This is a genomic window from Actinotalea lenta (assembly GCF_030586465.1).
In the GTDB taxonomy this organism is placed as follows: Bacteria; Actinomycetota; Actinomycetes; order Actinomycetales; family Cellulomonadaceae; genus Actinotalea; species Actinotalea lenta.
On the sequence record NZ_JAUQYP010000001.1, the window covers coordinates 1419698 to 1443384 of the forward strand.

Below are 23687 nucleotides of genomic sequence, written 5' to 3' on the forward strand. Positions count from 1 at the left end.
CCTGCCGGGGCGCGTCGACGGTGAGGGTGCGACCAGCGCGCCCGCGGCGTCCACGGTCCCTCTCTGTCGCGGCCGCCGTGTCCAGATGAGGGCCGCTGTGCTCGTCGATCTCGAGGCCGAACCGCTCGCCGAACCGCCGCCCACCTGCGTAGACGTGGCATCGCCCGTGGCGTGCCCGGGTGTCCGACGCGCGCAGTCCGCGCGGGGCGGGACCCCGGGACCGTCTCGCATTTCGAGACGTACCAACCAGTATCAATCGGGTAACGATCCCTCCACCCGGGTGAGAGGCGTTCCGGGAGACGGTCGGCCGAGGCTACCGTGTCCCCACGCGACAGCGGTCGAGCTGCTGTGCACCCGGCTGGGTGGACGTGCGACACGGGGGCGGCCGCTCTCCCTTCACAGGAGGAACATTGAGGATCACACGCATGTCGGCAGTGGCTGCGCTGGTCGGTGCGAGCGCGCTCGCACTGGCTGCCTGCAGCAACTCGCCGGCGAACACGCCGTCGGACTCGGCGTCGGGCAGCAGCAGCAGCTCGAGCAGCGGCCCGACCGGAACCGTCACGGTTGCCGAGGTGAACACCTTCTTCTCGTTCAACCCGAACACGAGTAACGGCAACGTCGACATCAACTCGAAGATCTCGCTCGCCACCTCGTCGAACTTCTGGTACATCGACGACAAGCTCAAGGTCCAGAAGGACACGTCCTTCGGCACCTACACGGTGGACAGCGAGGACCCGCTGACGGTCACCTACACCATCAACGACGGTGTGGTCTGGTCGGACGGGAAGCCGGTGGACAACTCCGACCTGCTGCTCGCGTGGGCCGTCGAGTCGGGGTACTTCAACACGAAGGACCACTCCTTCGACTACGCCGGTGACACCGGGACCCTCGGCCTGACCTCCTTCCCGAAGCTGGGCGACGACGGTCGCTCGATCACGCTGACCTACTCCAAGCCCGCCGCGGACTGGGAGGTCTCCTACTCGCTCCAGGGCATGCCCCCGGCCCACGTGGTCGCCGAGAAGGCCGGCCTGGCCGACAGCGCCGCGCTGGTCGACCTCATGAAGGGCGAGCCCGCCGGCTCGGACAACAAGACCTCGGACCAGATGGCCAAGGTCATGGACTTCTGGAACACCGGCTTCGACTCCACGACCCTGCCGAGCGACCCGTCGCTCTACCTGTCGGACGGCCCCTTCATCGTGTCCGACGTGCAGGAGAACCAGTCGGTGACGATGACCGTCAACGACAAGTACGTCGGTGACCACCAGCCGAAGGTCTCCGAGATCATCATGCGGTCGATCGCGGACTCGACCTCGCAGGTGCAGGCTCTGCAGAACGGTGAGATCGACGTCGCGGCTCCGCAGTCCTCGGCCGACACCCTGCAGGCCCTCCAGGGGCTGACCGGCGTGAACGTCTACACCGGCTACCAGCTGGCGTACGACCACATCGACCTGACCTTCAACAACGGCGGCCCGTTCGACCCGGCCACCTACGGCGGCGACGCCAAGAAGGCGGCGCTCGTGCGTGAGGCGTTCCTCAAGACCGTCCCGCGCCAGGCGATCCTCCAGGCGGTCGTGATCCCGCAGAAGCCGGACGCCGAGATCCTCAACTCGCAGATCTTCGTCCCGGCGCAGGACGGTTACGCCGAGTCGGTCAAGAACAACGGCTCGGACGCCTTCCCGGGTGAGCCGGACATCGAGGGCGCCAAGAAGCTGCTCCAGGAGGCCGGTGTGACCTCGCCGACCGTCTCGATCCTGTACAAGCCGAGCAACCCGAACCGGGTCGACGACTTCACGCTGATCTCGCAGTCCGCCACCAAGGCCGGCTTCAAGATCAAGGACGACGGTGACGAGAAGTGGGGCTCGCGTCTCGGCGACGGCTCCTACGACTCGACCATCTTCGGGTGGATCAACTCCGGTGTCGGGGTCAGCGGCGTTCCGCAGATCTTCAGCACCGACGGCGGTGGCAACTTCAACGGCTACTCCAACTCGAAGGTCGACTCGCTGGCCTCGGAGCTCCTCGTCACGCTCGACCAGAGCAAGCAGGTCAGCCTCGAGCAGCAGATCGACGCGCTGGTGTGGGGCGACTACTACGGTCTGCCGCTCTACCAGTCGCCGGGTGTCGTGGCGGTCGCGGACCGCATGAAGGGTGTCGACACCTTCAACTCCAACCAGAACGGTGTCTGGTGGAACACGTGGGACTGGAGCGTCAGCAACGGCTGACAGTCCCCAGGTCTGACGCCTGAACCGCAGCACAGGGGCGCTGGGGCCACGCGATCGCGTGGCCCCAGCGCCCGTGCGTGCGGGCGATGTGGCCCGCCGCGCCGGTCTGTGCATCGGCGCTCGGGCGTGACCTAGACTCCTGGCACCCCTCGTCCGTGACCGGCTCGGACTCGCTTCCACCCGAAGGCCCTGCGTACGTCATGACTTCCTACCTGCTACGCCGGCTCCTGGCATCAGTGCTGATCCTGCTGGGCGCCTCGTTCATCGTGTACATCCTGATCGCCTACTCGGGCGACCCGCTGCAGGAGTACCGAGCCTCGAACCTGCCGAACCGTGCGCAGCTCATGGAGGCGCGGAGCAACCTGCTGAACCTCGACGTGCCGCCGGTGCTGCGCTACTTCCTCTGGCTCGGCGGCGCGGTCAAGTGCGTCGTGCCCTTCGCGCAGTGCGACCTCGGCTCGTCGATCCAGGGCCAACCGGTCACGGCGGCGCTCTCCTCTGCGATCCCCTCCACCCTGCAGCTCGTCACCGGCGCCGCGCTGCTGGCCATCACGATCGGCATCGCCGTCGGGATCGTGACCGCGTTGCGGCAGTACTCCGCCCTGGACTACTCGGTGACGTTCATCGCGTTCCTGTTCTTCTCGCTGCCGGTGTTCTGGGTCGCTGTGCTGCTCAAGGAGTTCGGCGCGATCGGGTTCAACGACTTCCTCGCGGACCCACGATTCACGACGCGCACGATCGTGCTGGTGTCCTTGATATCCGGGGTGGTGTGGACGGTCATCCTGTCCGGCTCCTGGGCGCGGCGCGCCATCACGTTCGCGGCGGCGGCGGTGGTGACCGGCGGGATCATGTACTACCTGTCGGCGAGCGACTGGTTCGCCTACCCCGGGATCGGTCCCGAGGTGCTCGTCGTGCTCGGCGCGGGCGTCGCGGTCGCCGTCACGGCGATCATCGCCGGGCTGCAGAACCGACGCGCGCTGTACGCGTCGCTCAGCATGGTCGTCGTCGGTGTCGTGATGATGACGGTCGCTGCTCCGTTGCTGAACTCCGTGAGCCTCGGCCTGCTGCTGCTGCTCGGCGTGCTGGCGGTCGGCGTCGGGTACCTGACCGGTCATCTCTTCGGGGGCTACGACCCCGCGCAGTCGCGCAAGGCTGCCGGGCTGACGTCGTTCATCGTGGCCGTGCTCGTCGCGCTGGACCGCGTGATGCAGGCCTGGCCGACGTACTACAACAACGGGCGGGTGCACGGTCGCCCCATCGCGACGATCGGTTCGGCGACCCCCAACCTCTCGGGTGACTTCTGGGTGCACGCGGCCGACAAGTACGGGCACCTGGTCCTGCCGACCTTCGCCCTGCTCCTCATCTCGCTGGCGTCCTACACGCGCTACTCACGCTCGTCGATGCTCGAGGTCATGGAGCAGGACTACGTCCGTACCGCGCGCGCCAAGGGCCTGTCCGAGCGCGTCGTGGTCGTGCGGCACGCGTTCCGCAACGCGCTCATCCCGCTGGCGACCGTGGTCGCCTTCGACATCGGGCAGCTCATCGGTGGTGCGGTGATCACCGAGAACGTGTTCTCCTTCAAGGGCATGGGCACGCTGTTCATCACCGGTATCAAGAACGTCGACCCCAACCCCGTGATGGGAGTGTTCGTGATCGTCGGCATCACCGCCGTGACGTTCAACCTGCTGGCCGATCTCGCCTACTCGGCTCTCGACCCGCGAGTGAGGGTGCGCGCATGAGCAGCTACATGGAGAACCCGTCCGACGTGCCACCGGACGCGGCCGGCCCGCTCCCCGACCAGACCCGTGGCCTGAGCCAGGGCCGCCTCGTCCTCAAGCGCTTCTTCGGCCACACGGCGGCCATCGTGAGCCTCGTGGTCCTGGTCCTGATCGTGCTCCTGGCCATCTCGTCGATCGGCCTCGGGCCGATCCCGGGCTGGTGGAAGTTCGGCTACACCGACATCCCCCCCATCACCAACGGGGGGCACCCGACGCTCCAGCTCTTCCCGTTCAGCCTCGGCGACCACCCGTTCGGTCAGGACCGGGTGGGACGGGACTCGTTCGCGATGACCATGCGGGGCACCCAGATCTCCCTGATCATCACGGTGCTCGTCGGCTCCACGGCCGCTCTCATCGGGATCCTCGTCGGCGCCCTGTCCGGCTACTTCCGCGGCGTGGTCGAGACCATCCTCATGCGGTTCACCGACATGATCATCATCATCCCGATCCTGATCTCCGCCTCGGTGATCGCCTACAAGGCGGGCAACATCGGCGGGTTCTGGCTCCTCGGCCTGTTCCTCGGGCTCGTCTCGTGGACCGGAATGGCCCGGCTCGTGCGGGGCGACTTCCTCACTTTGCGCGAGCGCGAGTTCGTCGACGCGGCGCGACTGGCGGGAGCCTCCGACCGACGGATCATCTTCAAGCACATCCTGCCCAACGCGATCGGCGTCATCACCGTGAACACCACGCTGCTGATGTCGACCGCGATCCTGCTCGAGACCGCGCTGAGCTACCTGGGCCTGGGCGTGCAGCCGCCGGACACCTCGCTCGGGCGGCTCATCAGCGACAACCAGGCGGCGTTCACCACGCGCCCGTGGCTGTTCTGGTGGCCCGGCGTGTTCATCGTCGCGATCTGCCTGTGCATCAACTTCGTCGGCGACGGTCTGCGCGACGCGTTCGACCCGCGGCAGAAGAAGTTCAGCGTGCGCCAGATGCGGCGCGCGAGCCGCTCCGAGCAGCGTGCGGCCCTCAAGGTGCAGGCGCCGTCCGCGGGCCCCACCGGCACGGTCGGCGGCGGCTCATGACCTCAGCTCAGCGCGACCAGGGCGACGCCCCCCACGGCCAGCAACGCGATGATGCCCACCGGGTACGGGCGCCACGTGCGCTGCACGGGGGTGCTGTCCGCCGCACCGAGCTCGAGGAGGCCTCGCTCGGCCAGCCTGGACCAGCGTGCGTGCACCTCGTGCGCCGCCGCGCCGGACGCGGTGCTGGCCAGCTCGCTGACCCGCACCGTGCCACCGGGCCCGCGGCGGCTGCTCGCGACCACGTCGATGTCGGAGCGCGCCGCGAAAGCCCCGGCGTGGCGTTCGGGACCGGGCGCCGCCCACACGGGCACCTTGACGTGCGGGGTGACCAGCGTCAGCGTGAAGCGGGTCTGCAGGGCGACCAGCGCCGGCCAGGGGACGTGGAAGCGCTGCGTCGGGTTCACCACGGTCAGCCCGTCGTCGTCGACCACCAGGCGAGGGGCTCGCATGACCAGGTCGACGGCGCCCGCGAGCGCCGCGGCGACCGGCAGGGCGCGCAGCGCGGCGACCACTCCGTACTGGGCGCCCTGCGCCAGGACCAGCCCCAGCAGCAGCACGATCGCCACGGTCGTCGCGGTACGGCCCAGCGGCGCGCGGAACTCCGCGCGGCTCGTGCGTGCGGCGTGCTCGCCGTCCAGACTGCTCACCTCGACATCATGACAGGAGTCGTTCGATGACCGTCCTGGAGGGGCGTGAGCCCGTTCTCGAGGTCTCCGGCCTCAGCGTCGACTTCGGCGTGGACCGCAAGTGGGTGCCGGCGGCGATCGACGTCGAGTACACGGTGCACCGCGGAGAGGTGCTCGCGATCGTCGGCGAGTCCGGCTCCGGCAAGTCGGTGAGCTCGATGGCGATCCTGGACCTGCTGCCCAAGAACGCTCGGATCGCGGGCTCGATCAAGCTTCGCGGCCAGGAGCTGCGCGGGTTGTCGCGCGCGAAGATGCGCGAGCTGCGCGGCAACGACATCGCGATGATCTTCCAGGAGCCGATGACGGCGCTGAACCCGGTCTACACGATCGGTTTCCAGATCATCGAGACGTTGCGGCTGCACAACACGATGTCGCCCGAGGAGGCACGCGAGCGCGCGCTCGAGCTGCTCTCCCTGGTGGAGCTGCCTGACCCGGTCAAGGCGTTCAACTCCTACCCGCACCAGCTCTCCGGCGGTCAGCGTCAGCGCGCGATGATCGCCCAGGCGCTGTCCTGCGACCCCGCGCTGCTGATCGCGGACGAGCCGACCACCGCCCTGGACGTCACCGTGCAGGCCGAGATCCTCGACCTGATGCGGAACCTGCGTGACAAGCTGGACTCCGCGGTGATCCTCATCACCCACGACATGGGCGTGGTCGCTGACCTGTCCGACCGGATCCTCGTGATGCGCCACGGCCGGATCGTGGAGCGCGGCACCGCCGAGCAGATCTTCCACGAGGCCCAGCACCCCTACACGCAGGAGCTGCTCGCGGCCGTCCCCGAGCTGGGCGCCCCGGAGCACGGCTCCGCGGCCGCGGTCGCGGCGGCGGCGGGTGCGGCGGCGGTGGCCGGTCGGACGGACCAGCCGATCCTCAGCCTTCAGGGTGTCTCGATCGAGTACCCCAAGCGCGGGCGCGTGCCGGCCTTCCGCGCCGTCGAGAAGGCCGACCTCGTGGTGCACCCGGGCGAGGTCGTCGGTCTCGTGGGTGAGTCCGGGTCCGGCAAGACGACCATCGGCCGGGCGGCCGTCGGTCTCCTGCCCGCCGTCGAGGGGACGCTGACGGTCGCGGGGATCGACATCAGCCACGCGAGCCGCAAGACGATCGCCCAGCTGCGTCGCAAGGTGGGCATGGTGTTCCAGGACCCGTCGTCGTCGCTGAACCCCCGGCTGCCGATCGGTGAGTCGATCGGTGAGCCGCTGTACCTGGCCGGCGCCGCCAAGGGTGCCGAGCTCCAGCGACGCATCGAGACCCTGCTGGACCAGGTCGAGCTTCCGCGCAGCTACCGCAACCGCTATCCGCACGAGCTCTCCGGCGGGCAGAAGCAGCGGGTGGGCATCGCGCGAGCCATCGCGCTGTCCCCGGACCTGCTGGTCGCGGACGAGCCGACCTCCGCGCTGGACGTCTCGGTGCAGGCCACGGTGCTCGACCTGCTCCAGGAGCTGCAGACCGAGCTGCAGTTCGCCTGCCTGTTCGTCACGCACGACCTCGCGGTGGTCGACCTGATGGCCGATCGGATCGTGGTGATGCAGAACGGGCGCATCGTCGAGCAGGGCACCCGGGACGAGATCCTGCGCAACCCGCGGGACCCCTACACCCAGCGCCTCATCGCCGCCGTCCCGGTGCCCAACCCGGCCAAGCAGCGCGAGCGCCGCGAGCTGCGGCGCCAGCTCCTGCACGAGGGCTGAGCGACCGCGGGCCGGCACCCGGCGCGACCCGGTCCCGCGGACCCCGATCGCGGGACCGGCGGGTCATCCGGGTAGGATGCCGTGTCCCACGCTGGCGGTGGAGCCGCGTGAAGCGGCACCCCGGCGGCCCCTTCCCACGAGATCGAGTCCTGGCATGCCTCTGCGCTCAGACCTGCGCAACGTGGCGATCGTCGCCCACGTCGACCACGGCAAGACCACCCTGGTGGACGCCATGCTGTGGCAGTCCCACGCCTTCAGGGAGCACGCCCACGTGGACGAGCGCGCCATGGACTCCGGGGACCTGGAGCGCGAGAAGGGGATCACGATCCTCGCCAAGAACACCGCTGTGCGGTACCGGGGGCCGGCGGCCGTCGCGGCCGGAGAGCCGGACGGGATCACGATCAACGTCATCGACACCCCGGGTCACGCGGACTTCGGGGGTGAGGTCGAGCGCGGTCTGTCGATGGTCGACGGCGTGGTGCTGCTGGTCGACGCGAGCGAGGGGCCACTCCCGCAGACACGGTTCGTGCTGCGCAAGGCCCTGGCCGCGCAGCTCCCCGTGGTGCTGGTGGTCAACAAGGTCGACCGGTCCGACGCCCGGATCGCCGAGGTGGTCCACGAGTCGACCGACCTGCTCCTCGGGCTCGCGTCGGACCTGCACGAGGACTTCCCGGACCTCGACCTGGACGCCGTGCTGGACGTCCCCGTGGTCTACGCCTCCGCCAAGGCCGGGCGGGCCTCCATGGAGCAGCCGCCGGACGGTGAGCTGCCGGACGCGCCCGACCTCGAGCAGCTGTTCGCGACGATCATCGAGCGCATCCCTGCGCCGACCTACGAGGACGGCGCGCCACTGCAGGCGCACGTGACCAACCTGGACGCGTCCCCGTTCCTGGGCCGCCTCGCCCTGCTGCGGGTGCACAACGGCACGCTGCGCAAGGGGCAGCAGGTGGCCTGGGCCCGTGCGGACGGCACCGTGCAGCCGGTGAAGATCACCGAGCTGCTCGAGACCCGCGCCCTCGAGCGAGTGCCCGTGGCGCAGGCCGGCCCTGGCGACATCGTCGCCGTCGCCGGCATCGCCGAGATCACCATCGGCGAGACGCTGACCGACCTCGACGACCCGCGCCCGCTGCCACGCATCACGGTGGACGAACCCGCCATCTCGATGACCGTCGGGATCAACACCTCGCCGTTGGCCGGCCGGGGTGGCAAGGGGCACAAGCTCACCGCCCGCCAGGTCAAGGATCGGCTGGACACCGAGCTCGTGGGCAACGTGTCGCTGCGGGTGCTGCCCACCGACCGCCCCGACGCCTGGGAGGTCCAGGGCCGCGGCGAGCTCGCCCTGGCGATCCTCGTCGAGCAGATGCGTCGGGAGGGCTTCGAGCTCACCGTCGGCAAGCCGCAGGTCGTGACTCGGACCATCGAGGGCAGGACGCACGAGCCGATGGAGCACCTCACGGTCGACGTGCCCGAGGAGCACCTGGGCACGGTGACCCAGCTGCTCGCGGCGCGGCGGGGCCGGATGGAGACCATGGCCAACCACGGCACGGGCTGGGTGCGCATGGAGTTCGTCGTGCCGGCACGCGGGCTGATCGGCTTCCGCACCCGGTTCCTCACCGAGACCCGCGGCACGGGCATCGCGTCGTCGATCGCGCACGGGTACGAGCCGTGGGCCGGGACGATCGAGTCGCGCACCACGGGCTCCCTGGTCGCCGACCGGGCCGGCAAGGTGACGCCGTACGCCATGATCAACCTGCAGGAGCGGGGGTCGTTCTTCGTCGAGCCCACCTCGGAGGTCTACGAGGGTCAGGTGGTCGGGGAGAACTCGCGCAACGAGGACATGGACGTCAACATCACCAAGGAGAAGAAGCTCACCAACATGCGCTCCTCCACGGCGGACACGTTCGAGAACCTCGTGCCGCCGCGTCGGCTCACGCTCGAGGAGTCGCTCGAGTTCGCCGCGGAGGACGAGTGCGTCGAGGTGACGCCGGAGATCGTGCGGATCCGCAAGGTGGTGCTCGACCAGGCCGAGCGCGCCAAGCTCGCGGCGCGGGCCAAGCGCGCGTGACCGACGGCGCCGGCCCGCCGGACGGGGGGCTGCTGGCCGTGCACGCCCACCCGGACGACGAGACCCTGTCGACCGGCGCTCTGCTCGCCACGTGGGCGCGGGCCGGCCGCGCGGTGACGGTCGTGACCTGCACCCGGGGCGAGCGGGGCGAGGTGATCGGGCGACGCCTGGCCCGCCTGTCCGGTGACCCCGACGCGCTCGCCGCGCACCGGGCGGGTGAGCTGGCCGGGGCCCTCGAAGCGCTCGGTGTCAGCGACCACGTCACGCTCGACGAGGTCGCAGGTGACGGCCCCTGGGTGGACTCCGGCATGGTCTGGGCCGACGTGGGGCGCGCGGCGATCCCGCAGGATGCGCCCCAGGCTGCGTTCGCGCGCGTGGATCTCGACCTGGCGGCGGACCGGCTGGCCCGACTGGTGTGCGACCGGCGTCCGTCCGTGGTGGTCACCTACGAGCCGGATGGCGGATACGGCCACCCCGACCACGTCCACGCGCACGCGGTGACGATGCGCGCGGTGCAGCTGGCCGCCGAGCGCGGGTGGCAGGTGCCGTGCGTGCTCTGGGCGGCCCTGGATGCCGACCAGCTGGTGTCCGGGCGCGAGTGGTGCGCGCGGACCGCGACGCCAGGGCTCGTCGCCGCCGTCGGACGACCGCTCCCGTCGGCGGCCGTTGCGCCCGCGGAGGTGGCGGTGCGGGTGGCGGTCGCCCCGGTCCTCGAACGGGTGCTCGGCGCCATGCGTGCGCACGCGACCCAGGTGCAGGCGGTCGAGGCGCTCGAGGGTGAGGGATGCCTGGGGTGCTACGCGCTGAGCGACGCCGTGGTCCAGCCCGTGCCGGCTCAGGAGTGCTACCGCGTGGGGTCGCAGAACGGTCCCGTGGGGTGGCCGGACGGAGTTCGCGTACGGTGACCGTCGTGGACACGCCCCCCGCCCGCGCCCTGGCCCGCTGGGCCGGGATGTTCCTCGTCGGTGTGCTCGTCGGGATCGTCGGGACCTCGGTGCACCGGCTGGCGAGACCGTGGGGCCTGCTCCTCGCGCTGGCCCTCGTCCTGCTGGGCGGGGTGGTCGGGCGCGCGTGGGCCGGCGCGGTCGCCGTGCTCGCCGTGGGCCTGGGCGTCGTCACGGCGACGGGCGTGCTGGGGGTGCAGGGCCCGGGCGGCGACGTGCTGATCGCCGCGGACGGCGTCGGCTACGTCTGGTACGCCGGTGCGCTGGTGGTCGCGGGGGCCTACCTGCTGCCGCGCTCGTGGTTCCGCGAGTCCCCTCCGTCTCGCAGCCCGCACACGTAGGATCGGGCCCCGGCGCCACAGCAGGGTGCCACGCCGGGCGGGGGAGAGACGACCAGGGATGAGCGACCGCGGGGATCGGGGGGCCGTCGAGCGGCGCGATGCGGGTGCGTCGCAGGACACGGAGGTCCCCGGGCCCCACGACGAGGCGCCCTCCGCGGACCCCGAACCCGGACCGCAGGTCCCCGCGGCCCCGGCGACACCCACGTCCGACCGCACGCGCCGACGCGGGCTGCGCGCCCTCGCGACCGCGGTCGCCGTCCTGGTGGTGCTCGCCGGGGCCTACGTCGGCGCGCTCTGGCTGCTCGCCGACCGGGTGCCGTCGGGCACCGTCGTGGCCGGCGTGGACATCGGCGGGATGTCCGCCGATGCCGCCGTCCGGGTGCTCCAGGACGGGTTGGCAGGCGCCACCACGCACCCCGTCCCGGTCTCCGCCGGTGACAAGCGGACGTCGCTGGATCCGGGCCAGGCGGGGCTGTCGCTGGACGCGCGCGCCACGGTGGACCAGGTGACCGGCTTCGGGCTCGACCCCGCGCGACTGTGGCGCCAGGTCTTCGGCGGGGGAGTGGTCACACCCGTCACCGTCGTGGACGACAACGCCCTGGACCAGGTGCTCGGGACGGTCGCGGCCGCCCTGGAGACCGCACCGGTCGACGGCACGGTGGTGTTCGTCGGTACGCAGATCCGGACCACCGCACCGTCGGACGGCACCAGGGTGGACGTCCCCGCCGCCCGCTCGCTCCTCGTCGACGGGTGGCTCACGGCGCCACGGCCGGTGGAGCTGCCCACCATCGTCGAGACGCCGACGATCGACCAGGCCGAGGTCGACCGGGCGGTCCGCGAGCTCGCCACGCCGGTCGAGTCGGCGCCCGTGACCGTCGACGTCGCCGGGCAGTCCGCCGAGCTACCCGTCTCCGTCCTGACGGACGCGGCGTCGTTCGAGCCCCGGGACGGAACGCTGACCCTGACGATGGACGGCGCCCTGCTCGCGGACGCCGTCCGGGCGCGCACCACGGACCTGCTGACCCCCGCGGCCGACGCCACCTTCGTGTTCAAGGACCACAGACCCGTCGTCGTCCCCGGGACGCCCGGCACGACGCTGGACCCCGACACGCTCGGAGCGGCGGTCGCTAAGGCCGCGACGAGCACGGGCCGGACCGCGTCCGTGACGCTGGTGCCGACCGAGCCCCAGGAGTCGACCGCCGCCCTGGACGCGCTCGGCATCACAGAGATCGTCTCGGAGTTCGTCACGCCGCTGACCAGCAACCACATCCGGACCATCAACATCGCCAACGGGGCCACGAAGATCAACGGCGTGCTGGTGCGGCCCGGCGAGACCTTCAGCCTGGGCGACACGATCAGCCCGATCGACGCCGCGCACGGCTACGTCCAGGCCGGGGCGATCGTCAACGGCGAGCACACCGAGGCGTGGGGCGGCGGCCTGTCGCAGCTGTCCACGACGACGTACAACGCCGCGTACTTCGCTGGCATGGACCTCGTGGAGCACACCCCGCACAGCGAGTACTTCCAGCGCTACCCCGAGGGGCGCGAAGCGACGATCTTCATCCCGACGCTCGACATGAAGTGGCGCAACAACACGCCTTACGGCGCGCTCATCCAGGCCTGGGTGGACCCCGCCGCCAACAACGTGCACGTGCGGATCTGGGGCACCAAGTACTGGACCGTGCAGTCCAGCACGAGCGGGCGGTGGAACGTGCACCGTCCGACCACCGTGTACTCCCAGTCGCCCACCTGCACCCCGCAGCGGGCCGGGAACCCGGGCTTCACGGTCAAGGTCACCCGGACCGTGCTGCTCGACGGCGAGGAGACGTCGCACCGGAGCTGGACCGTGACCTACCGCCCGCAGAACGAGGTGGTCTGCGGAGCGCCTCCCACGTCCGCCGGCTGACGACCCTCAGCCGGGGCGGCGCGGCCCGAGGCGTGGTGGGGGCACGACCTTGCCGATGGCGATCTGATCGGCCGGGACGTGCGCGTCGCCCCGGCGTCCGCGCACCAGCACGTGGTCGGCGTCGCGCTCCAGCAGGACGCCCACCACGTCGCTGTAGCCACCGTCGGCGAGCCGTCGTCGCACCATCACCTTGGCGCCCAGCGGCCAGTCCAGCCAGGGCGCCGCGTCGTCCGCACCGCTCACGTGGGGGATACTAGGCGGGCACGCCGACCGGCGTGGACCCGAGCGCTCGAAGGGATCGCCCGTGACGTACGTGATCGCTCAGCCCTGCGTCGACGTCAAGGACAAGGCCTGCATCGACGAATGCCCGGTGGACTGCATCTACGAGGGCAAGCGGTCGCTGTACATCCACCCGGACGAGTGCGTCGACTGCGGGGCCTGCGAGCCCGTCTGCCCGGTGGAGGCCATCTACTACGAGGACGACGTCCCCGAGCAGTGGCAGGAGTACTACACGGCGAACGTGGAGTTCTTCACGCCGCTCGGCTCGCCCGGCGGTGCCGCCAAGCTCGGCCAGATCGACCGTGACCACCCGTTGGTCGCTGCGCTCCCGCCGCAGAACGGCGCTCAGTGACGGACTGACGTGGGACTGCTGGTCGGCGACCTGCCCGACTTTCCCTGGGACACCCTTGCTGCGCAGGCGGCGCGCGCGCGTGCCCACCCCGAGGGTCTGGTCGACCTGTCCGTGGGGACACCCGTCGACCCCACACCGCCGCGCCTGACCGCCGCCCTGGCCGCGGCGGCGGACGCGCCCGGCTACCCGGCCACCCACGGCACGGCGGAGCTGCGGGCCGCGGTCGCCCGCTGGTTCGACCGGCGGCGCGGTGTTCCGGACGTCGAGCCGGAGGCCGTGCTGCCCACCGTGGGTTCCAAGGAGCTCGTCGCGCTCCTGCCGTCGCTGCTCGGCCTGGGGCCCGGTGACGTCGTGGTGCACCCGCGGGTCGCGTACCCGACCTACGACGTCGGCGCGCGCTTGGCCGGTGCCCGTCCGGTGCCCGCCGACGAGGTCGCCGACTGGCCGGACGGCACGCGGCTGGTGTGGCTGAACTCGCCGTCGAACCCGACCGGGACGGTGCTCGGTGTCGAGGCGCTGGCCGCGGTGGTGACCGCGGCGCGCGAGCGCGGGGCCGTGGTCGCCTCGGACGAGTGCTACGCGATGCTCCCGTGGACCGCGCCCTGGTCGTCGTCCGGGGTTCCGAGCATCCTGGACCCGCGGGTGGCGGGGGGCTCCCACGACGGCCTGCTCGCGCTGTACTCGCTGTCCAAGCAGTCCAACCTCGCCGGCTACCGTGCCGCGTTCGTCGCGGGCGATCCCGCGCTCGTCGGCGGCCTGCTCCAGGCCCGCAAGCACATCGGGATGATGGTCCCCGGACCCGTTCAGCAGGTGATGCTGGAGGCACTGGACGACGACGAGCACGTCGCGGTCCAGCGCGAGCGGTACGCCCGTCGTCGCGCCGCCCTGGTCGGCGCCTTCCGCCAGGCCGGCTACCGGGTGGAGCCGTCGCCCGCCGGCCTGTACCTGTGGGTCCGCGCGGACGGCCAGGACGGCTGGGCCACGGTCGCGGACCTCGCGGCCCAGGGGATCCTGGTCGCACCGGGGTCGTTCTACGGCGCGGCCGGCGCGCAGCACGTCCGGGCGGCGCTGACCGCGACGGACGAGGCGGTCGCCCGGGCGGTCGCACGGCTGTCCGGCGCCTGAGGGTGGGCGCCTGTCCACACCCGTGACCCGTGTCTGCTTTACTGGCGCTTGACCCCAACCGGGATGAGCCGAGGTGCAAGGGAGCCCGGGTGGCCTGTCCGGTCGTGGTCGCTCCAGGCCCGGACGGCGACCAGGCTGTACCGTCGCCTCGGCCCACGACGGGACTGACCAGTCCGCGAGGAGGACGCATGACCGAGACCACCACGGCGGCCCGACTGCAGCTCGACGACACCACGCTGGAGCTGCCGCGGGTCAACGCCTCGATGGGGAACGACGGCATCGTGGTCTCCTCGCTGCTGCGTGAGACCGGCACCGTCACGGTGGATCCCGGGTTCATGAACACCGCGTCGTGCGAGTCCACCATCACCTACATCGACGGCAACCAGGGTGTGCTGCTGTACCGGGGCTACCCGATCGACCAGCTCGCCGAGCACTCGTCGTTCCTCGAGGTGGCGTACCTCCTCACGCACGGGGAGCTGCCCCAGCACCAGCAGCTGGCGGGTTGGATCGAGCGGATCGAGCGCCACACCCACCTGCACGACAACTTCAAGGCCCTGATCGGCGCGTTCCCGACCAACGCGCACCCGATGGCCGTGCTGTCCTCCGCGGTGTCCGCCCTGCCCGGCTACTACCCGGAGAGCGTCGATCCGTTCGACCCGGCGACCGTCGAGCTCGCGACCGTCCTGCTGCTGGCCAAGGCTCCGACGATCGCCGCCTACGCGCACCGCCGCGCCCTGGGCCAGAACATGATCGGCCCCGAGCGGGGCCTGGGGTACATCGCGGACTTCCTGCGGATGTCGTTCCAGCCCACCGCCCAGCACTACGACGTCGACCCGGTGATGGCCAAGGCGCTTGACGTCCTGCTCCTGCTGCACGCGGACCACGAGCAGAACTGCTCGACGTCGACGGTGCGGATCGTCGGCTCGGCGCACGCCAACCTGTACGCGTCGGTGTCCGCGGGTATCAACGCGCTGTCCGGCCCGCTGCACGGCGGCGCCAACGAGGCCGTGCTGCGGATGCTCACCGAGATCCAGGCGGACGGCGGGGACGCGACCGCCTTCATGAACAAGGTGAAGAACAAGGAGGCCGGCGTCCGCCTGATGGGCTTCGGCCACCGGGTCTACAAGAACTACGACCCGCGCGCCGCGATCGTGAAGCAGCAGGCGGACCGGGTGCTGCGCGCTCTCGGCAAGCGCGACGAGATGCTCGACATCGCGTTGCGCCTCGAGGAGATCGCGCTCCACGACGACTACTTCATCGAGCGCAAGCTGTACCCGAACGTCGACTTCTACACCGGGCTGATCTACAAGGCGATGGGATTCCCGACCCGGATGTTCACCCCGCTGTTCGCCGTCGGCCGGATGCCGGGCTGGATCGCCCAGTGGCGCGAGATGATGCTGGACCCGGCGACCAAGATCGGCCGCCCCCGGCAGATCTACACGGGACCCACGACGCGGGACTACACGCCCGTCCACGAGCGCTGACCTCAGCCGGCCAGCACCAGCTCCACCCGCCCGGCGGCCACGGCGTGGGCCGCCGGGCTCCAGGAGCCGGCGGTCCGGGTCCACACCCGGTCCCCGACGCGCACCTCGGTGACGCGCAGCGCCTGGGCCGCCGCGACGGCCCACTGACCCACGGCCCACCCGAGCCGTGCGGGGTGCGCGGTGCCGTCGGGCAGCGCGGACGCGTCCAGAGCGACGAGCCCGTCCGCGGCGGTCGCAGGGACCCCCAGGTCCCGGTTCACACGCGCCAGCGCGGCGGCCGGGTCGGCCGGGGCGGGCGACGGCAGCGTGCACGTCACCGCGCCCGGTGTGTACCCCGTGAGCGCCGACGCCCAGGCGCGGGACCCGGCCTCGTGCTGCGCGTAGGCCTGCGGGAACGCCGAGCGCTGCACCGCCTGGGCGGCTTGCGTGATCGGCAGGTCGCGGTAGCCGGGAACCCGGACCAACGCGTCGTAGAACGCGTTGGTCGCGTGCACGGGGTCGAGAACCTGCTCGGGAGTGCCCCAGCCCTGGGACGGCCGCTGCTGGAAGAGCCCCAGGGAGTCCAGGTCGCCGTGGTCCAGGTTCCGCAGCCCGGACTCCTGCAGCGCCGTCGCGATCGCGATCGTCACGGCGCGGGCGGGCAGACCGCGGCGTAGCGCGGTCCCGGCGAGCAGGGCGGCGCTGTCGGCCTGCTCAGGAGTGAGAGACCAGGGGGTGCCGTCCAGGGCCGCGGCGCACCGCTGCACCTCAGGGGCCACGTCGTGGGCGCGGAGCCAGGTCACCACCCCGGTGGTCGCGGCGGCCAGGACGCCGAGCAGCACGGCCACCGCGGCCAGGTGACGCCGCCGCCTCACCTCAGGCGTGCAGCGCCGGGTTGAGCGCTATCCCGGCACCCGTGCGGGCGATCGCCTCGACCGTGCCTGTCAGTGAGTTGCGGCGGAACAGCAGCCCGTCCAGCCCGGCGAGCTCCCGTGCGGCGAGGACGTCCTCCCCGACGCGCACCTTCGTGCCCGCCGTCAGGTAGAGGCCCGCCTCGACGACGCAGTCGTCGCCCAGCGGGATCCCGAGGCCCGAGTTCGCGCCGAGCAGGCTGCGCCGCCCGATCGAGATCACGTGCGTCCCGCCGCCGGACAGCGTGCCCATGATCGACGCACCGCCGCCGACGTCGCTGCCCTCACCGACGACGACGCCCTGCGAGATCCGGCCCTCGACCATCGAGGCGCCCAGGGTGCCGGCGTTGAAGTTGACGAACCCCTCGTGCATCACGGTCGTCCCGGGTGCCAGGTGGGCGCCGAGGCGCACGCGGTCCGCGTCGGCGATCCGGACCCCGGACGGCACGACGTAGTCCACCATCCGGGGGAACTTGTCCACCCCGTGCACGGTCGGCATCCGGCCGGTGGCGACGCGCAGCCGCAGCCGGGTCTCCTCGAAGCCGTCGACGGGGCACGGCCCGGCGTCGGTCCACACCACGATGGGCAGCACGCCGAAGATCCCGTCGACGCTCAGGCCGTGCGGCGCGACCAGCCGGTGGGAGAGCAGGTGCAGGCGGAGGTAGGCGTCCGCCGTGCCGGTGGGGGCCGCGTCGAGGTCGACCTCCGTGGTCACCACCTCGGTGCGGACCCCGCGGACGGGGTCCTCGCCCGCGGCGTCGCGCAGCGCGGAGGGCGGCGCGGCGCCGGCCGGAGCGGCGCCGAGGGCGGGCGTCGGATACCAGACGTCGAGGACGGTGTCGCCGGTCACCGTGGCGAGTCCGTGGCCCCAGGCCGTGCGAGTCATGGGGAGAGCCTAACCAGAGCGGTCCGCAGGACCCGTCGTCGTCCGCGCGGGTGTCGCTAGGGTCGGTCCCGTGGCTCTCGACCTGTCCGCAGACCTGGTGACCCTCACGCGCGCCCTGTGCGACGTGCCGTCCGTGAGCGGTGCGGAGCGGCAGATCGCCGACCTCGTGCACGGCGCGCTGTCCGGTCTCGGGTATCTCGAGGTGCTGCGGGACGGCGACGCGGTGGTGGCGCGCACCCACCTGGCGCGCGGTCGCCGCGTGGTGCTCGCCGGGCACCTGGACACCGTGCCCGTCGCCGCGAACCTGCCCAGCGAGCTGCGCGACTCTGCCGACGGGCCCGTGGTGTGGGGGCGCGGCACGGTCGACATGAAGGGCGGTGTCGCAGTCCTCCTCGCGCTCGCGGCGGCCGTGCCCGAGCCGTCCGCGGACCTGACCTACGTCTTCTACGACGCCGAGGAGGTCGAGGCGGATCGCAACGGGCTCGGGCGTCTGGTGGCGCGGCACCCGGACTGGGTCGCCGGCGACATGGCGGTGCTCGGCGAGCCGACCGCCGGGGCCCTCGAGGGCGGCTGCAACGGGACGCTCCGGGTCGAGGTGGTCGTGCCGGGCAGGGCGGCCCACTCCGCGCGGTCGTGGCTGGGCGTCAACGCCGTGCACGGGGCCGCCGAGGTGCTGCACCGGCTCGTGGAGTACCGCCCGCGCGAGGTCGACGTCGACGGGCTCGTCTACCGCGAGGGTCTCAACGCGGTGGGGATCCGGGGCGGTGTCGCCGGCAACGTCATCCCCGACGAGTGCGTCGTGACCGTGAACTACCGGTTCGCGCCGTCGCGGAGCGAGCACGAGGCCTTCGAGCACGTCAGCGCCCTGTTCGACGGGTACGAGGTGCGCCTGACCGACTCGGCGCCGGGCGCGCGGCCAGGTCTGGACCGGCCGGAGGCGGCGGGGCTGGCCGCCGTCGTGGCCGGGCTCACCGGACGGCCCCCGCGCGCGAAGCAGGGCTGGACGGACGTCGCGCGGTTCGCGGGCCTGGGGGTGCCCGCGGTCAACTTCGGTCCCGGTGACCCGTCGCTGGCACACGCCGACGACGAGCACACCCCGGTCGCCGACCTGACGGTCTGCTTCGAGGCCCTGCGCGCCTGGCTCACCGCGTGACGTCCACGTGGATGGTCCCGGTTCCGCGCGCCCCTGGGCCCGCGTTGCTCCTAGGCTTGCGGCCATGAGCGACGTGCCCGACGGCTACCGCAAGGGTCCCGTCCTGCTGCGCCGGGGGCAGGTGCCCTCCACGACCACCGACCAGCGCCTGCTGGCCCGCGGCGGGGCCGCGGACTGGGTGCACTCCGACCCGTGGCGCGTGATGCGGATCCAGAGCGAGTTCGTCGAGGGCTTCGGTGCGCTCGCCGAGATCGGGCCCGCGGTGAGCGTGTTCGGCTCGGCCCGCACCGGCCGCGACGAGCCGGCCTACGCGATGGCCCGGGAGGTGGGCCGACTCCTGGTCGAGTCCGGGTACGCGGTGATGACGGGTGGCGGCCCTGGTGTCATGGAGGCCGCGAACCGCGGCGCGAGCGACGCCGGTGGCCTCTCGGTGGGTCTGGGCATCGAGCTCCCGCACGAGCAGGGCATGAACGCCTGGGTCGACCTCGGCATCCACTTCCGGTACTTCTTCGCGCGCAAGACGATGTTCGTCAAGTACGCCCAGGGGTTCATCGTGCTGCCGGGCGGGTTCGGCACGTTCGACGAGCTGTTCGAGTCGATCACGCTGGTGCAGACCCAGAAGGTCACCGAGTTCCCCATCGTGCTCGTCGGGTCGGGGTACTGGGGCGGCCTGCTCGAGTGGCTCTCGGGTCCGGTGCTGGACGCGGGGACGATCTCGGAGGCGGACCTCGAGCTGGTGAAGGTGGTCGACGACCCCGTCGAGGCCGTGCGGCTGGTGCGCGAGCGGGACGCCGAGCTCCGCGCCGAGGAGGCCGAGGCGCGCCGGGCCGGCCCGGTCGACCCGTACTGAGGTGGGTACGTCCGAGGGGGCCGGGCCGCAGCTCGCGGGGGTGCCGCGGCGCGGGGCGCCCTTGTGGCTGCGAGGGCGCGAGCTGAGCCCCGGCCGGGCGGCCGTCATGGCTGTCGTCAACCGCACGCCCGACTCGTTCTTCCCTGCCGCGCGCGCCCAGGACACCGATGCGGCGCTCGCCCAGGTGGCCGAGGCGGTGCAGGACGGGGCCGACCTGGTCGACATCGGCGGGATTCGCGCCGGGCGCGGGCCGCGGGTTGGGCCCGCCGAGGAGATCGACCGGGTCGTCCCGGTGGTCCAGCGGGTGCGCGCGGAGTTCCCCGACCTGCCCGTCAGCGTGGACACCTGGCGGTCCGAGGTGGCCGAAGCCGTGGCCGCGGCGGGCGCGGACCTGATCAACGACACGTGGGCCGGTCACGACCCTGGCGTGGTGGGCGTCGCGGGGCGGCGCGGCCTGGGTGTGGTCTGCTCGCACACCGGGGGCGCCGTGCCGCGCACCGACCCGCTGCGCCCGCAGTACCGCGGCGTGGGCCTGGACGGCGTGCTGCAGGACGTGCTGGGCACGGTGTCCCGAGCGGCGGCCGACGCGGTCGCCGCCGGCGTCGACCGACGCTCCGTGCTGGTCGACGCGACCCTGGACTTCGGCAAGACCACATGGCACTCGCTGCACCTGCTGCGACGGACGCCCGCCCTGGTCGACCTCGGATACCCCGTGCTGGTCGCGCTCTCGCGCAAGGACCTGGTGGGGGAGTCGCTGGACCTGCCGGTCGACGAGCGGCTCGAGGGCAGCCTCGCTGCGACGGCCGTGGCCGTCTGGCTCGGCGCCTCGGCGGTGCGCGCGCACGACGTGCGAGCCACCCGCCGCGCCGTGGAGATGACGGCCGTGATCCGGGGCGACCTCCCTCCGGCGCGCGCGGTGCGGGGGCTGGCGTGACGACGGCCGACGGCCCGGTGGTGCGAGATCCGCGGCCCGGGCCCGTGGCCCGGGTCCGGAGCGCGGTCCGGAGCCGTTGGTGGGTGCAGACGCTGGCGGTGGCGCTCGGGGCCCGGCTGCTCAGCGCCGTGGTGTTCGTGGTGGTGGCCGGAACCCAGGCGGAGAACCTCTGGACCCCGGCGCACCCGTCCTACCTCGACTACACGGGCACCATGTGGGACGCGACGTGGTACCGGCAGATCGCCGAGCACGGGTACCCGGCGACGCTGCCGGTCGGGCTCGACGGCCGGGTCCTGCAGAACCGATGGGCCTTCTTCCCCTTGTTCCCCTCGCTCGTCCGGGCGGTGATGACCGTCACCGGCGGGACGTGGGTGGTCGTCGCCCCGCTGGTGGCCCTGGCGCTCGGTCTGGCGGCGATGCTCGTGGTGCACGCCGTGGTGGCGGACGCGGTGCAGGCGGTGGACGTGCCGGACCGGGTGCGGCGCTGGACGCCGCTGCTGACCGTCGCCCTGCTGAGCACGTCCGCCTCGGCGCCGGTGCTCCAGGTCGCCTACACCGAGTCGACGGCGCTGCTCGGCGTGGCCACGGCGCTGCTCGCGCTCCGGCGCCGCCGCTACGGGGTCGCGGCGATCGTGATCGTCGCAGTGGGGCTCACCCGGGCCGTCGCCCTGCCGCTCGCCGTGGTGGTGCTCGCGCACGGCTGGTCGCGGATGCGGTCGACGACCCCCTTCGGTCGGCGCGGCCAGGCGGCGGTGGCGGGCCTCGCGTTGCTGGCCGTCGCGTCGGGTTTCGCCTGGCCGACGATCACCGCGCAGGTGACGGGCGTGCCCGGGGCCTACGAGCTGACCCAGGGCGCGTGGCGGGCGCGCGGCGCCGTGGTGCCACTGCTCCCGTGGCTCGACATCGGCCGGTGGCTCCTGGGCGGGTGGGCGGTACCGGTGCTGGCTGGGCTCGCGGCGCTCACCGTCGTCGGGCTGTCCAGCCGCTGGTTGCGCAGGCTCGGCGCCGAGCTGCACGCGTGGGTCGTCGGCTACGTGCTCTACCTCGTGGCGGTCCTCGAGCCGGGCACCAGCCTGGTCCGGTTCGCGATCCTTGCCTTCCCGGCCTGGGCCGCGATCTCCGCCCGGGTGCTCGCCTCCCGACGACCGCGCCGGTGGACCGTGCTCCTGGTGGTCCTGGGCGTGGTCGGCCAGGTGGCATGGGTGGGCCTGCTGTGGCGCCTGGTGCCGCCCTCGGGGTGGCCACCATGACCATCACCGAGCCCGGGTGGCCTAGACTTGGCCCCGGACATCCACCGAGCGGGTCGGTGACAGATGCGCGCGCCCGCGCCAGATCCGTGCACGGTGGGCCGGACGATGAGGAGGATCCATGGCCGCGATGAAGCCCCGTACGGGCGACGGGCCGCTCGAGGTCACGAAGGAGGGACGCGGCATCGTCATGCGCGTGCCCCTCGAGGGCGGCGGTCGTCTCGTCGTCGAGCTGACCCCCGACGAGGCGAGCGAGCTCGGAGCGGCCCTGACCTCCGTCGCCGGCTGACAGGTGCCGACCAGGCGTCGCGCCCCGGCGCTCGTCCCGCCGCTCCCGGCCGTGCAGGTGGCCCGGGGCACGGTGGCTGACGCGTTGCCGGACGGAGCCGAGGCGTTGCTGCTCCCGGTGACTGCCGGCAGCGACGGTGTCGAGCCGCGCGAGGGCGCGGTCGAGGCCGCCGTGCGCTACCGCATCGACCTGGGCGACCTGGCCGAGCGCTCCGGGGCGACCGGGGCGGCCGGTGACGTCGCGGCGATCGTGCTTCCGCGCGGCCACGGCGACGTCGCTCTCCCGTGGACCGACCTCCCGCACCGGCTGGGCCTGGTCGGTGTCGGCGACGGCACCGCGACCTCGCTGCGCCGGGCAGGAGCCGCCGTCGCACGCGCCACGCGCGGCTGGGGCACGGTCGTCACATCGGTCGCGTCCGGCTCCGCCCCCGAGGTCCAGCAGGCGTTCGCCGAGGGCTACCTGCTCGGTGCCTACCGGCACCCGTCCCGCGCGGCGCGCCCGTCCCCGGGGCCCGCGGAGTCGCTGGTGCTGCTCGGGGGGGACGCCGACGCGGTCCGCCGGGCCGAGGTGGTCGCCCGCGCGGCGTGGACGGCGCGTGTGCTCGCGGTGACGCCGTCGAACACCAAGACCCCGGCCTGGCTGGCCGACCGTGCCACCGAGCTGGCCGAAGCCGCCGGCCTGGAGGTCGAGGTGCTCGACGAGCGGGCACTGGCGGCCCAGGGGTTCGGGGGTCTGCTCGCGGTGGGCGGGGGCTCCGCGACTCCGCCGCGGCTGGTGCGCGTGACCTACCGACCCGCATCGTCCGGGCGTCCGGCGCACGTGGTACTCGTCGGCAAGGGCATCACGTACGACACGGGCGGTCTCTCGCTCAAGCAGCGGCAGGCCATGGTCCCCATGAAGACGGACATGACCGGGGCTGCCGTCGCGCTCGCGACAGTGCTGGGCGCCGCCGAGGCCGGGGTGAGCCACGAGGTGACGGCGCTGCTCGCACTGGCCGAGAACGCCGTGGGCGGCGCGTCCTATCGCCCGGGTGACGTGCTCACCGTGCGGGGCGGCACGACGGTGGAGGTCTCCAACACCGACGCCGAGGGACGTCTGGTGCTCGCCGACGCGCTCGTGCACGCCGACCTGACGCTGGACCCCGACGTGCTGGTCGACGTCGCGACGCTCACCGGGGCCGCCACCACGGCCCTGGGGCGCACGCACGCCGCCCTGTTCTCTCCCGACGACGACCTGGCCGACGGGCTCGCCGCCGCCGGCGAGCGGGCCGGCGAGCGGCTGTGGCGGATGCCGCTCGTCGCGGACTACCGTCCGGCCATCGACTCGGCCATCGCCGACGTCCACCACGTGGCCGGCGCCGGCTTCACCGGCGCGGGTGCGATCACCGCGGCGCTGTTCCTGCAGGGCTTCGTCGGGCACCGCCGCTGGGCGCACCTCGACGTGGCGGGCCCAGCCCGTGCCTCGGCGGCGGCCCACGAGGTCCCGGAGGGTGCGACCGGCTTCGGCACGCGTGCCCTGCTGGCCTGGTTGTCGGGCGAGGTCTGAGGGT

Annotated in this window: 21 protein-coding genes; 17 read left to right on the forward strand and 4 right to left on the reverse strand. The window is 72.5% G+C overall.

Features of this window, described 5'->3' with window-relative positions:
- Positions 1-425: 425 nt before the first annotated feature.
- From Q6348_RS06625 to Q6348_RS06635, 3 genes are all read left to right on the forward strand, one after another.
- Complete coding sequence (locus tag Q6348_RS06625; protein WP_304600508.1) at positions 426-2219, forward strand: ABC transporter family substrate-binding protein; 1794 nt, start codon at positions 426-428, stop codon at positions 2217-2219.
- A gap of 200 nt (positions 2220-2419) precedes the next feature.
- Positions 2420-3958: an ABC transporter permease gene (locus Q6348_RS06630; protein ID WP_304600509.1), complete on the forward strand. Its 1539-nt coding sequence runs from the start codon at positions 2420-2422 to the stop codon at positions 3956-3958.
- Entirely contained in the window at positions 3955-5022 is a 1068-nt protein-coding gene (locus tag Q6348_RS06635) for an ABC transporter permease (RefSeq protein ID WP_304600510.1), read from the forward strand. The genes Q6348_RS06630 and Q6348_RS06635 overlap by 4 nt, the downstream gene beginning before the upstream one ends.
- A gap of 2 nt (positions 5023-5024) precedes the next feature.
- Here the strand turns inward: Q6348_RS06635 and Q6348_RS06640 are convergent, their stop codons facing one another.
- Positions 5025-5669 carry a PH domain-containing protein gene (locus Q6348_RS06640; RefSeq protein WP_304600511.1) on the reverse strand — a complete coding sequence of 215 codons (645 nt, stop codon included), beginning with the start codon at positions 5667-5669 and terminating at the stop codon, positions 5025-5027.
- A 26-nt stretch (positions 5670-5695) separates the two neighbouring features.
- Between Q6348_RS06640 and Q6348_RS06645 the strand changes: the two genes are divergently transcribed.
- From Q6348_RS06645 to Q6348_RS06665, 5 genes are all read left to right on the forward strand, one after another.
- Positions 5696-7393 carry an ABC transporter ATP-binding protein gene (locus Q6348_RS06645; protein ID WP_304600512.1) on the forward strand — a complete coding sequence of 566 codons (1698 nt, stop codon included), beginning with the start codon at positions 5696-5698 and terminating at the stop codon, positions 7391-7393.
- 154 nt (positions 7394-7547) lie between these two features.
- Positions 7548-9458, forward strand: coding sequence for a translational GTPase TypA (gene typA, locus Q6348_RS06650; RefSeq protein WP_304600513.1), 1911 nt, complete (start codon positions 7548-7550; stop codon positions 9456-9458).
- Positions 9455-10363, forward strand: coding sequence for a PIG-L family deacetylase (locus Q6348_RS06655; RefSeq protein ID WP_304600514.1), 909 nt, complete (start codon positions 9455-9457; stop codon positions 10361-10363). Before typA ends, Q6348_RS06655 begins: the two co-directional genes overlap by 4 nt.
- A gap of 5 nt (positions 10364-10368) precedes the next feature.
- On the forward strand, positions 10369-10743 hold the full coding sequence (locus Q6348_RS06660; RefSeq protein WP_304600515.1) for a hypothetical protein: 375 nt from the start codon (positions 10369-10371) through the stop codon (positions 10741-10743).
- A gap of 58 nt (positions 10744-10801) precedes the next feature.
- The gene (locus Q6348_RS06665) at positions 10802-12649 is read left to right on the forward strand and encodes a VanW family protein (RefSeq protein WP_304600516.1); all 1848 of its coding nucleotides are present in this window, start codon (positions 10802-10804) and stop codon (positions 12647-12649) included.
- 6 nt (positions 12650-12655) lie between these two features.
- Here the strand turns inward: Q6348_RS06665 and Q6348_RS06670 are convergent, their stop codons facing one another.
- On the reverse strand, positions 12656-12892 hold the full coding sequence (locus Q6348_RS06670; protein ID WP_304600517.1) for a hypothetical protein: 237 nt from the start codon (positions 12890-12892) through the stop codon (positions 12656-12658).
- Between the two features lie 61 nt (positions 12893-12953).
- Here Q6348_RS06670 and fdxA point away from each other — a divergent pair, with 61 nt between their 5' ends.
- The 3 genes from fdxA (at position 12954) to Q6348_RS06685 (ending at position 15889) form a co-directional block, all read left to right on the forward strand.
- Positions 12954-13280, forward strand: coding sequence for a ferredoxin (gene fdxA / locus Q6348_RS06675; protein ID WP_304600518.1), 327 nt, complete (start codon positions 12954-12956; stop codon positions 13278-13280).
- 9 nt (positions 13281-13289) lie between these two features.
- Positions 13290-14405, forward strand: coding sequence for a succinyldiaminopimelate transaminase (gene dapC, locus Q6348_RS06680; protein WP_304600519.1), 1116 nt, complete (start codon positions 13290-13292; stop codon positions 14403-14405).
- A 188-nt stretch (positions 14406-14593) separates the two neighbouring features.
- The gene (locus tag Q6348_RS06685; protein ID WP_304600520.1) at positions 14594-15889 is read left to right on the forward strand and encodes a citrate synthase; all 1296 of its coding nucleotides are present in this window, start codon (positions 14594-14596) and stop codon (positions 15887-15889) included.
- Between the two features lie 2 nt (positions 15890-15891).
- On the opposite strand, the gene Q6348_RS06690 is transcribed toward Q6348_RS06685, so the two are convergent.
- Positions 15892-16743: a hypothetical protein gene (locus tag Q6348_RS06690; RefSeq protein WP_304600521.1), complete on the reverse strand. Its 852-nt coding sequence runs from the start codon at positions 16741-16743 to the stop codon at positions 15892-15894.
- A gap of 1 nt (position 16744) precedes the next feature.
- On the reverse strand, positions 16745-17665 hold the full coding sequence (gene dapD / locus Q6348_RS06695; protein ID WP_304600522.1) for a 2,3,4,5-tetrahydropyridine-2,6-dicarboxylate N-succinyltransferase: 921 nt from the start codon (positions 17663-17665) through the stop codon (positions 16745-16747).
- A 70-nt stretch (positions 17666-17735) separates the two neighbouring features.
- On the opposite strand from dapD, the gene dapE reads away from it, so the two are divergent.
- The 6 genes from dapE (at position 17736) to Q6348_RS06725 (ending at position 23683) form a co-directional block, all read left to right on the forward strand.
- On the forward strand, positions 17736-18818 hold the full coding sequence (gene dapE, locus Q6348_RS06700; RefSeq protein ID WP_304600523.1) for a succinyl-diaminopimelate desuccinylase: 1083 nt from the start codon (positions 17736-17738) through the stop codon (positions 18816-18818).
- A gap of 64 nt (positions 18819-18882) precedes the next feature.
- A complete protein-coding gene (locus tag Q6348_RS06705; protein WP_304600524.1) occupies positions 18883-19668 on the forward strand; it encodes an LOG family protein in 786 nt (261 codons plus the stop codon).
- Between the two features lies 1 nt (position 19669).
- The gene (gene folP, locus Q6348_RS06710) at positions 19670-20602 is read left to right on the forward strand and encodes a dihydropteroate synthase (RefSeq protein ID WP_304600525.1); all 933 of its coding nucleotides are present in this window, start codon (positions 19670-19672) and stop codon (positions 20600-20602) included.
- An 83-nt stretch (positions 20603-20685) separates the two neighbouring features.
- Positions 20686-21852 carry a hypothetical protein gene (locus Q6348_RS06715; RefSeq protein WP_304600526.1) on the forward strand — a complete coding sequence of 389 codons (1167 nt, stop codon included), beginning with the start codon at positions 20686-20688 and terminating at the stop codon, positions 21850-21852.
- 118 nt (positions 21853-21970) lie between these two features.
- A complete protein-coding gene (locus Q6348_RS06720) occupies positions 21971-22138 on the forward strand; it encodes a DUF3117 domain-containing protein (protein WP_304600527.1) in 168 nt (55 codons plus the stop codon).
- 72 nt (positions 22139-22210) lie between these two features.
- A complete protein-coding gene (locus tag Q6348_RS06725) occupies positions 22211-23683 on the forward strand; it encodes a leucyl aminopeptidase family protein (protein WP_304600528.1) in 1473 nt (490 codons plus the stop codon).
- Positions 23684-23687: the final 4 nt, after the last annotated feature.

What these genes read in the sequence shown, in the direction of transcription:
- Q6348_RS06625 (WP_304600508.1), top strand. Translation starts at nt 426, where the DNA reads ATGTCGGCAGTGGCTGCGCTGGTCGGTGCGAGCGCGCTCGCACTGGCT.
- Q6348_RS06630 (WP_304600509.1), top strand. Translation starts at nt 2,420, where the DNA reads ATGACTTCCTACCTGCTACGCCGGCTCCTGGCATCAGTGCTGATCCTG.
- Q6348_RS06635 (WP_304600510.1), top strand. Translation starts at nt 3,955, where the DNA reads ATGAGCAGCTACATGGAGAACCCGTCCGACGTGCCACCGGACGCGGCC.
- Q6348_RS06645 (WP_304600512.1), top strand. Translation starts at nt 5,696, where the DNA reads ATGACCGTCCTGGAGGGGCGTGAGCCCGTTCTCGAGGTCTCCGGCCTC.
- typA (WP_304600513.1), top strand. Translation starts at nt 7,548, where the DNA reads ATGCCTCTGCGCTCAGACCTGCGCAACGTGGCGATCGTCGCCCACGTC.
- Q6348_RS06665 (WP_304600516.1), top strand. Translation starts at nt 10,802, where the DNA reads ATGAGCGACCGCGGGGATCGGGGGGCCGTCGAGCGGCGCGATGCGGGT.
- Q6348_RS06685 (WP_304600520.1), top strand. Translation starts at nt 14,594, where the DNA reads ATGACCGAGACCACCACGGCGGCCCGACTGCAGCTCGACGACACCACG.
- dapD (WP_304600522.1), bottom strand. Translation starts at nt 17,665, where the DNA reads ATGACTCGCACGGCCTGGGGCCACGGACTCGCCACGGTGACCGGCGAC.
- Q6348_RS06705 (WP_304600524.1), top strand. Translation starts at nt 18,883, where the DNA reads ATGAGCGACGTGCCCGACGGCTACCGCAAGGGTCCCGTCCTGCTGCGC.
- Q6348_RS06720 (WP_304600527.1), top strand. Translation starts at nt 21,971, where the DNA reads ATGGCCGCGATGAAGCCCCGTACGGGCGACGGGCCGCTCGAGGTCACG.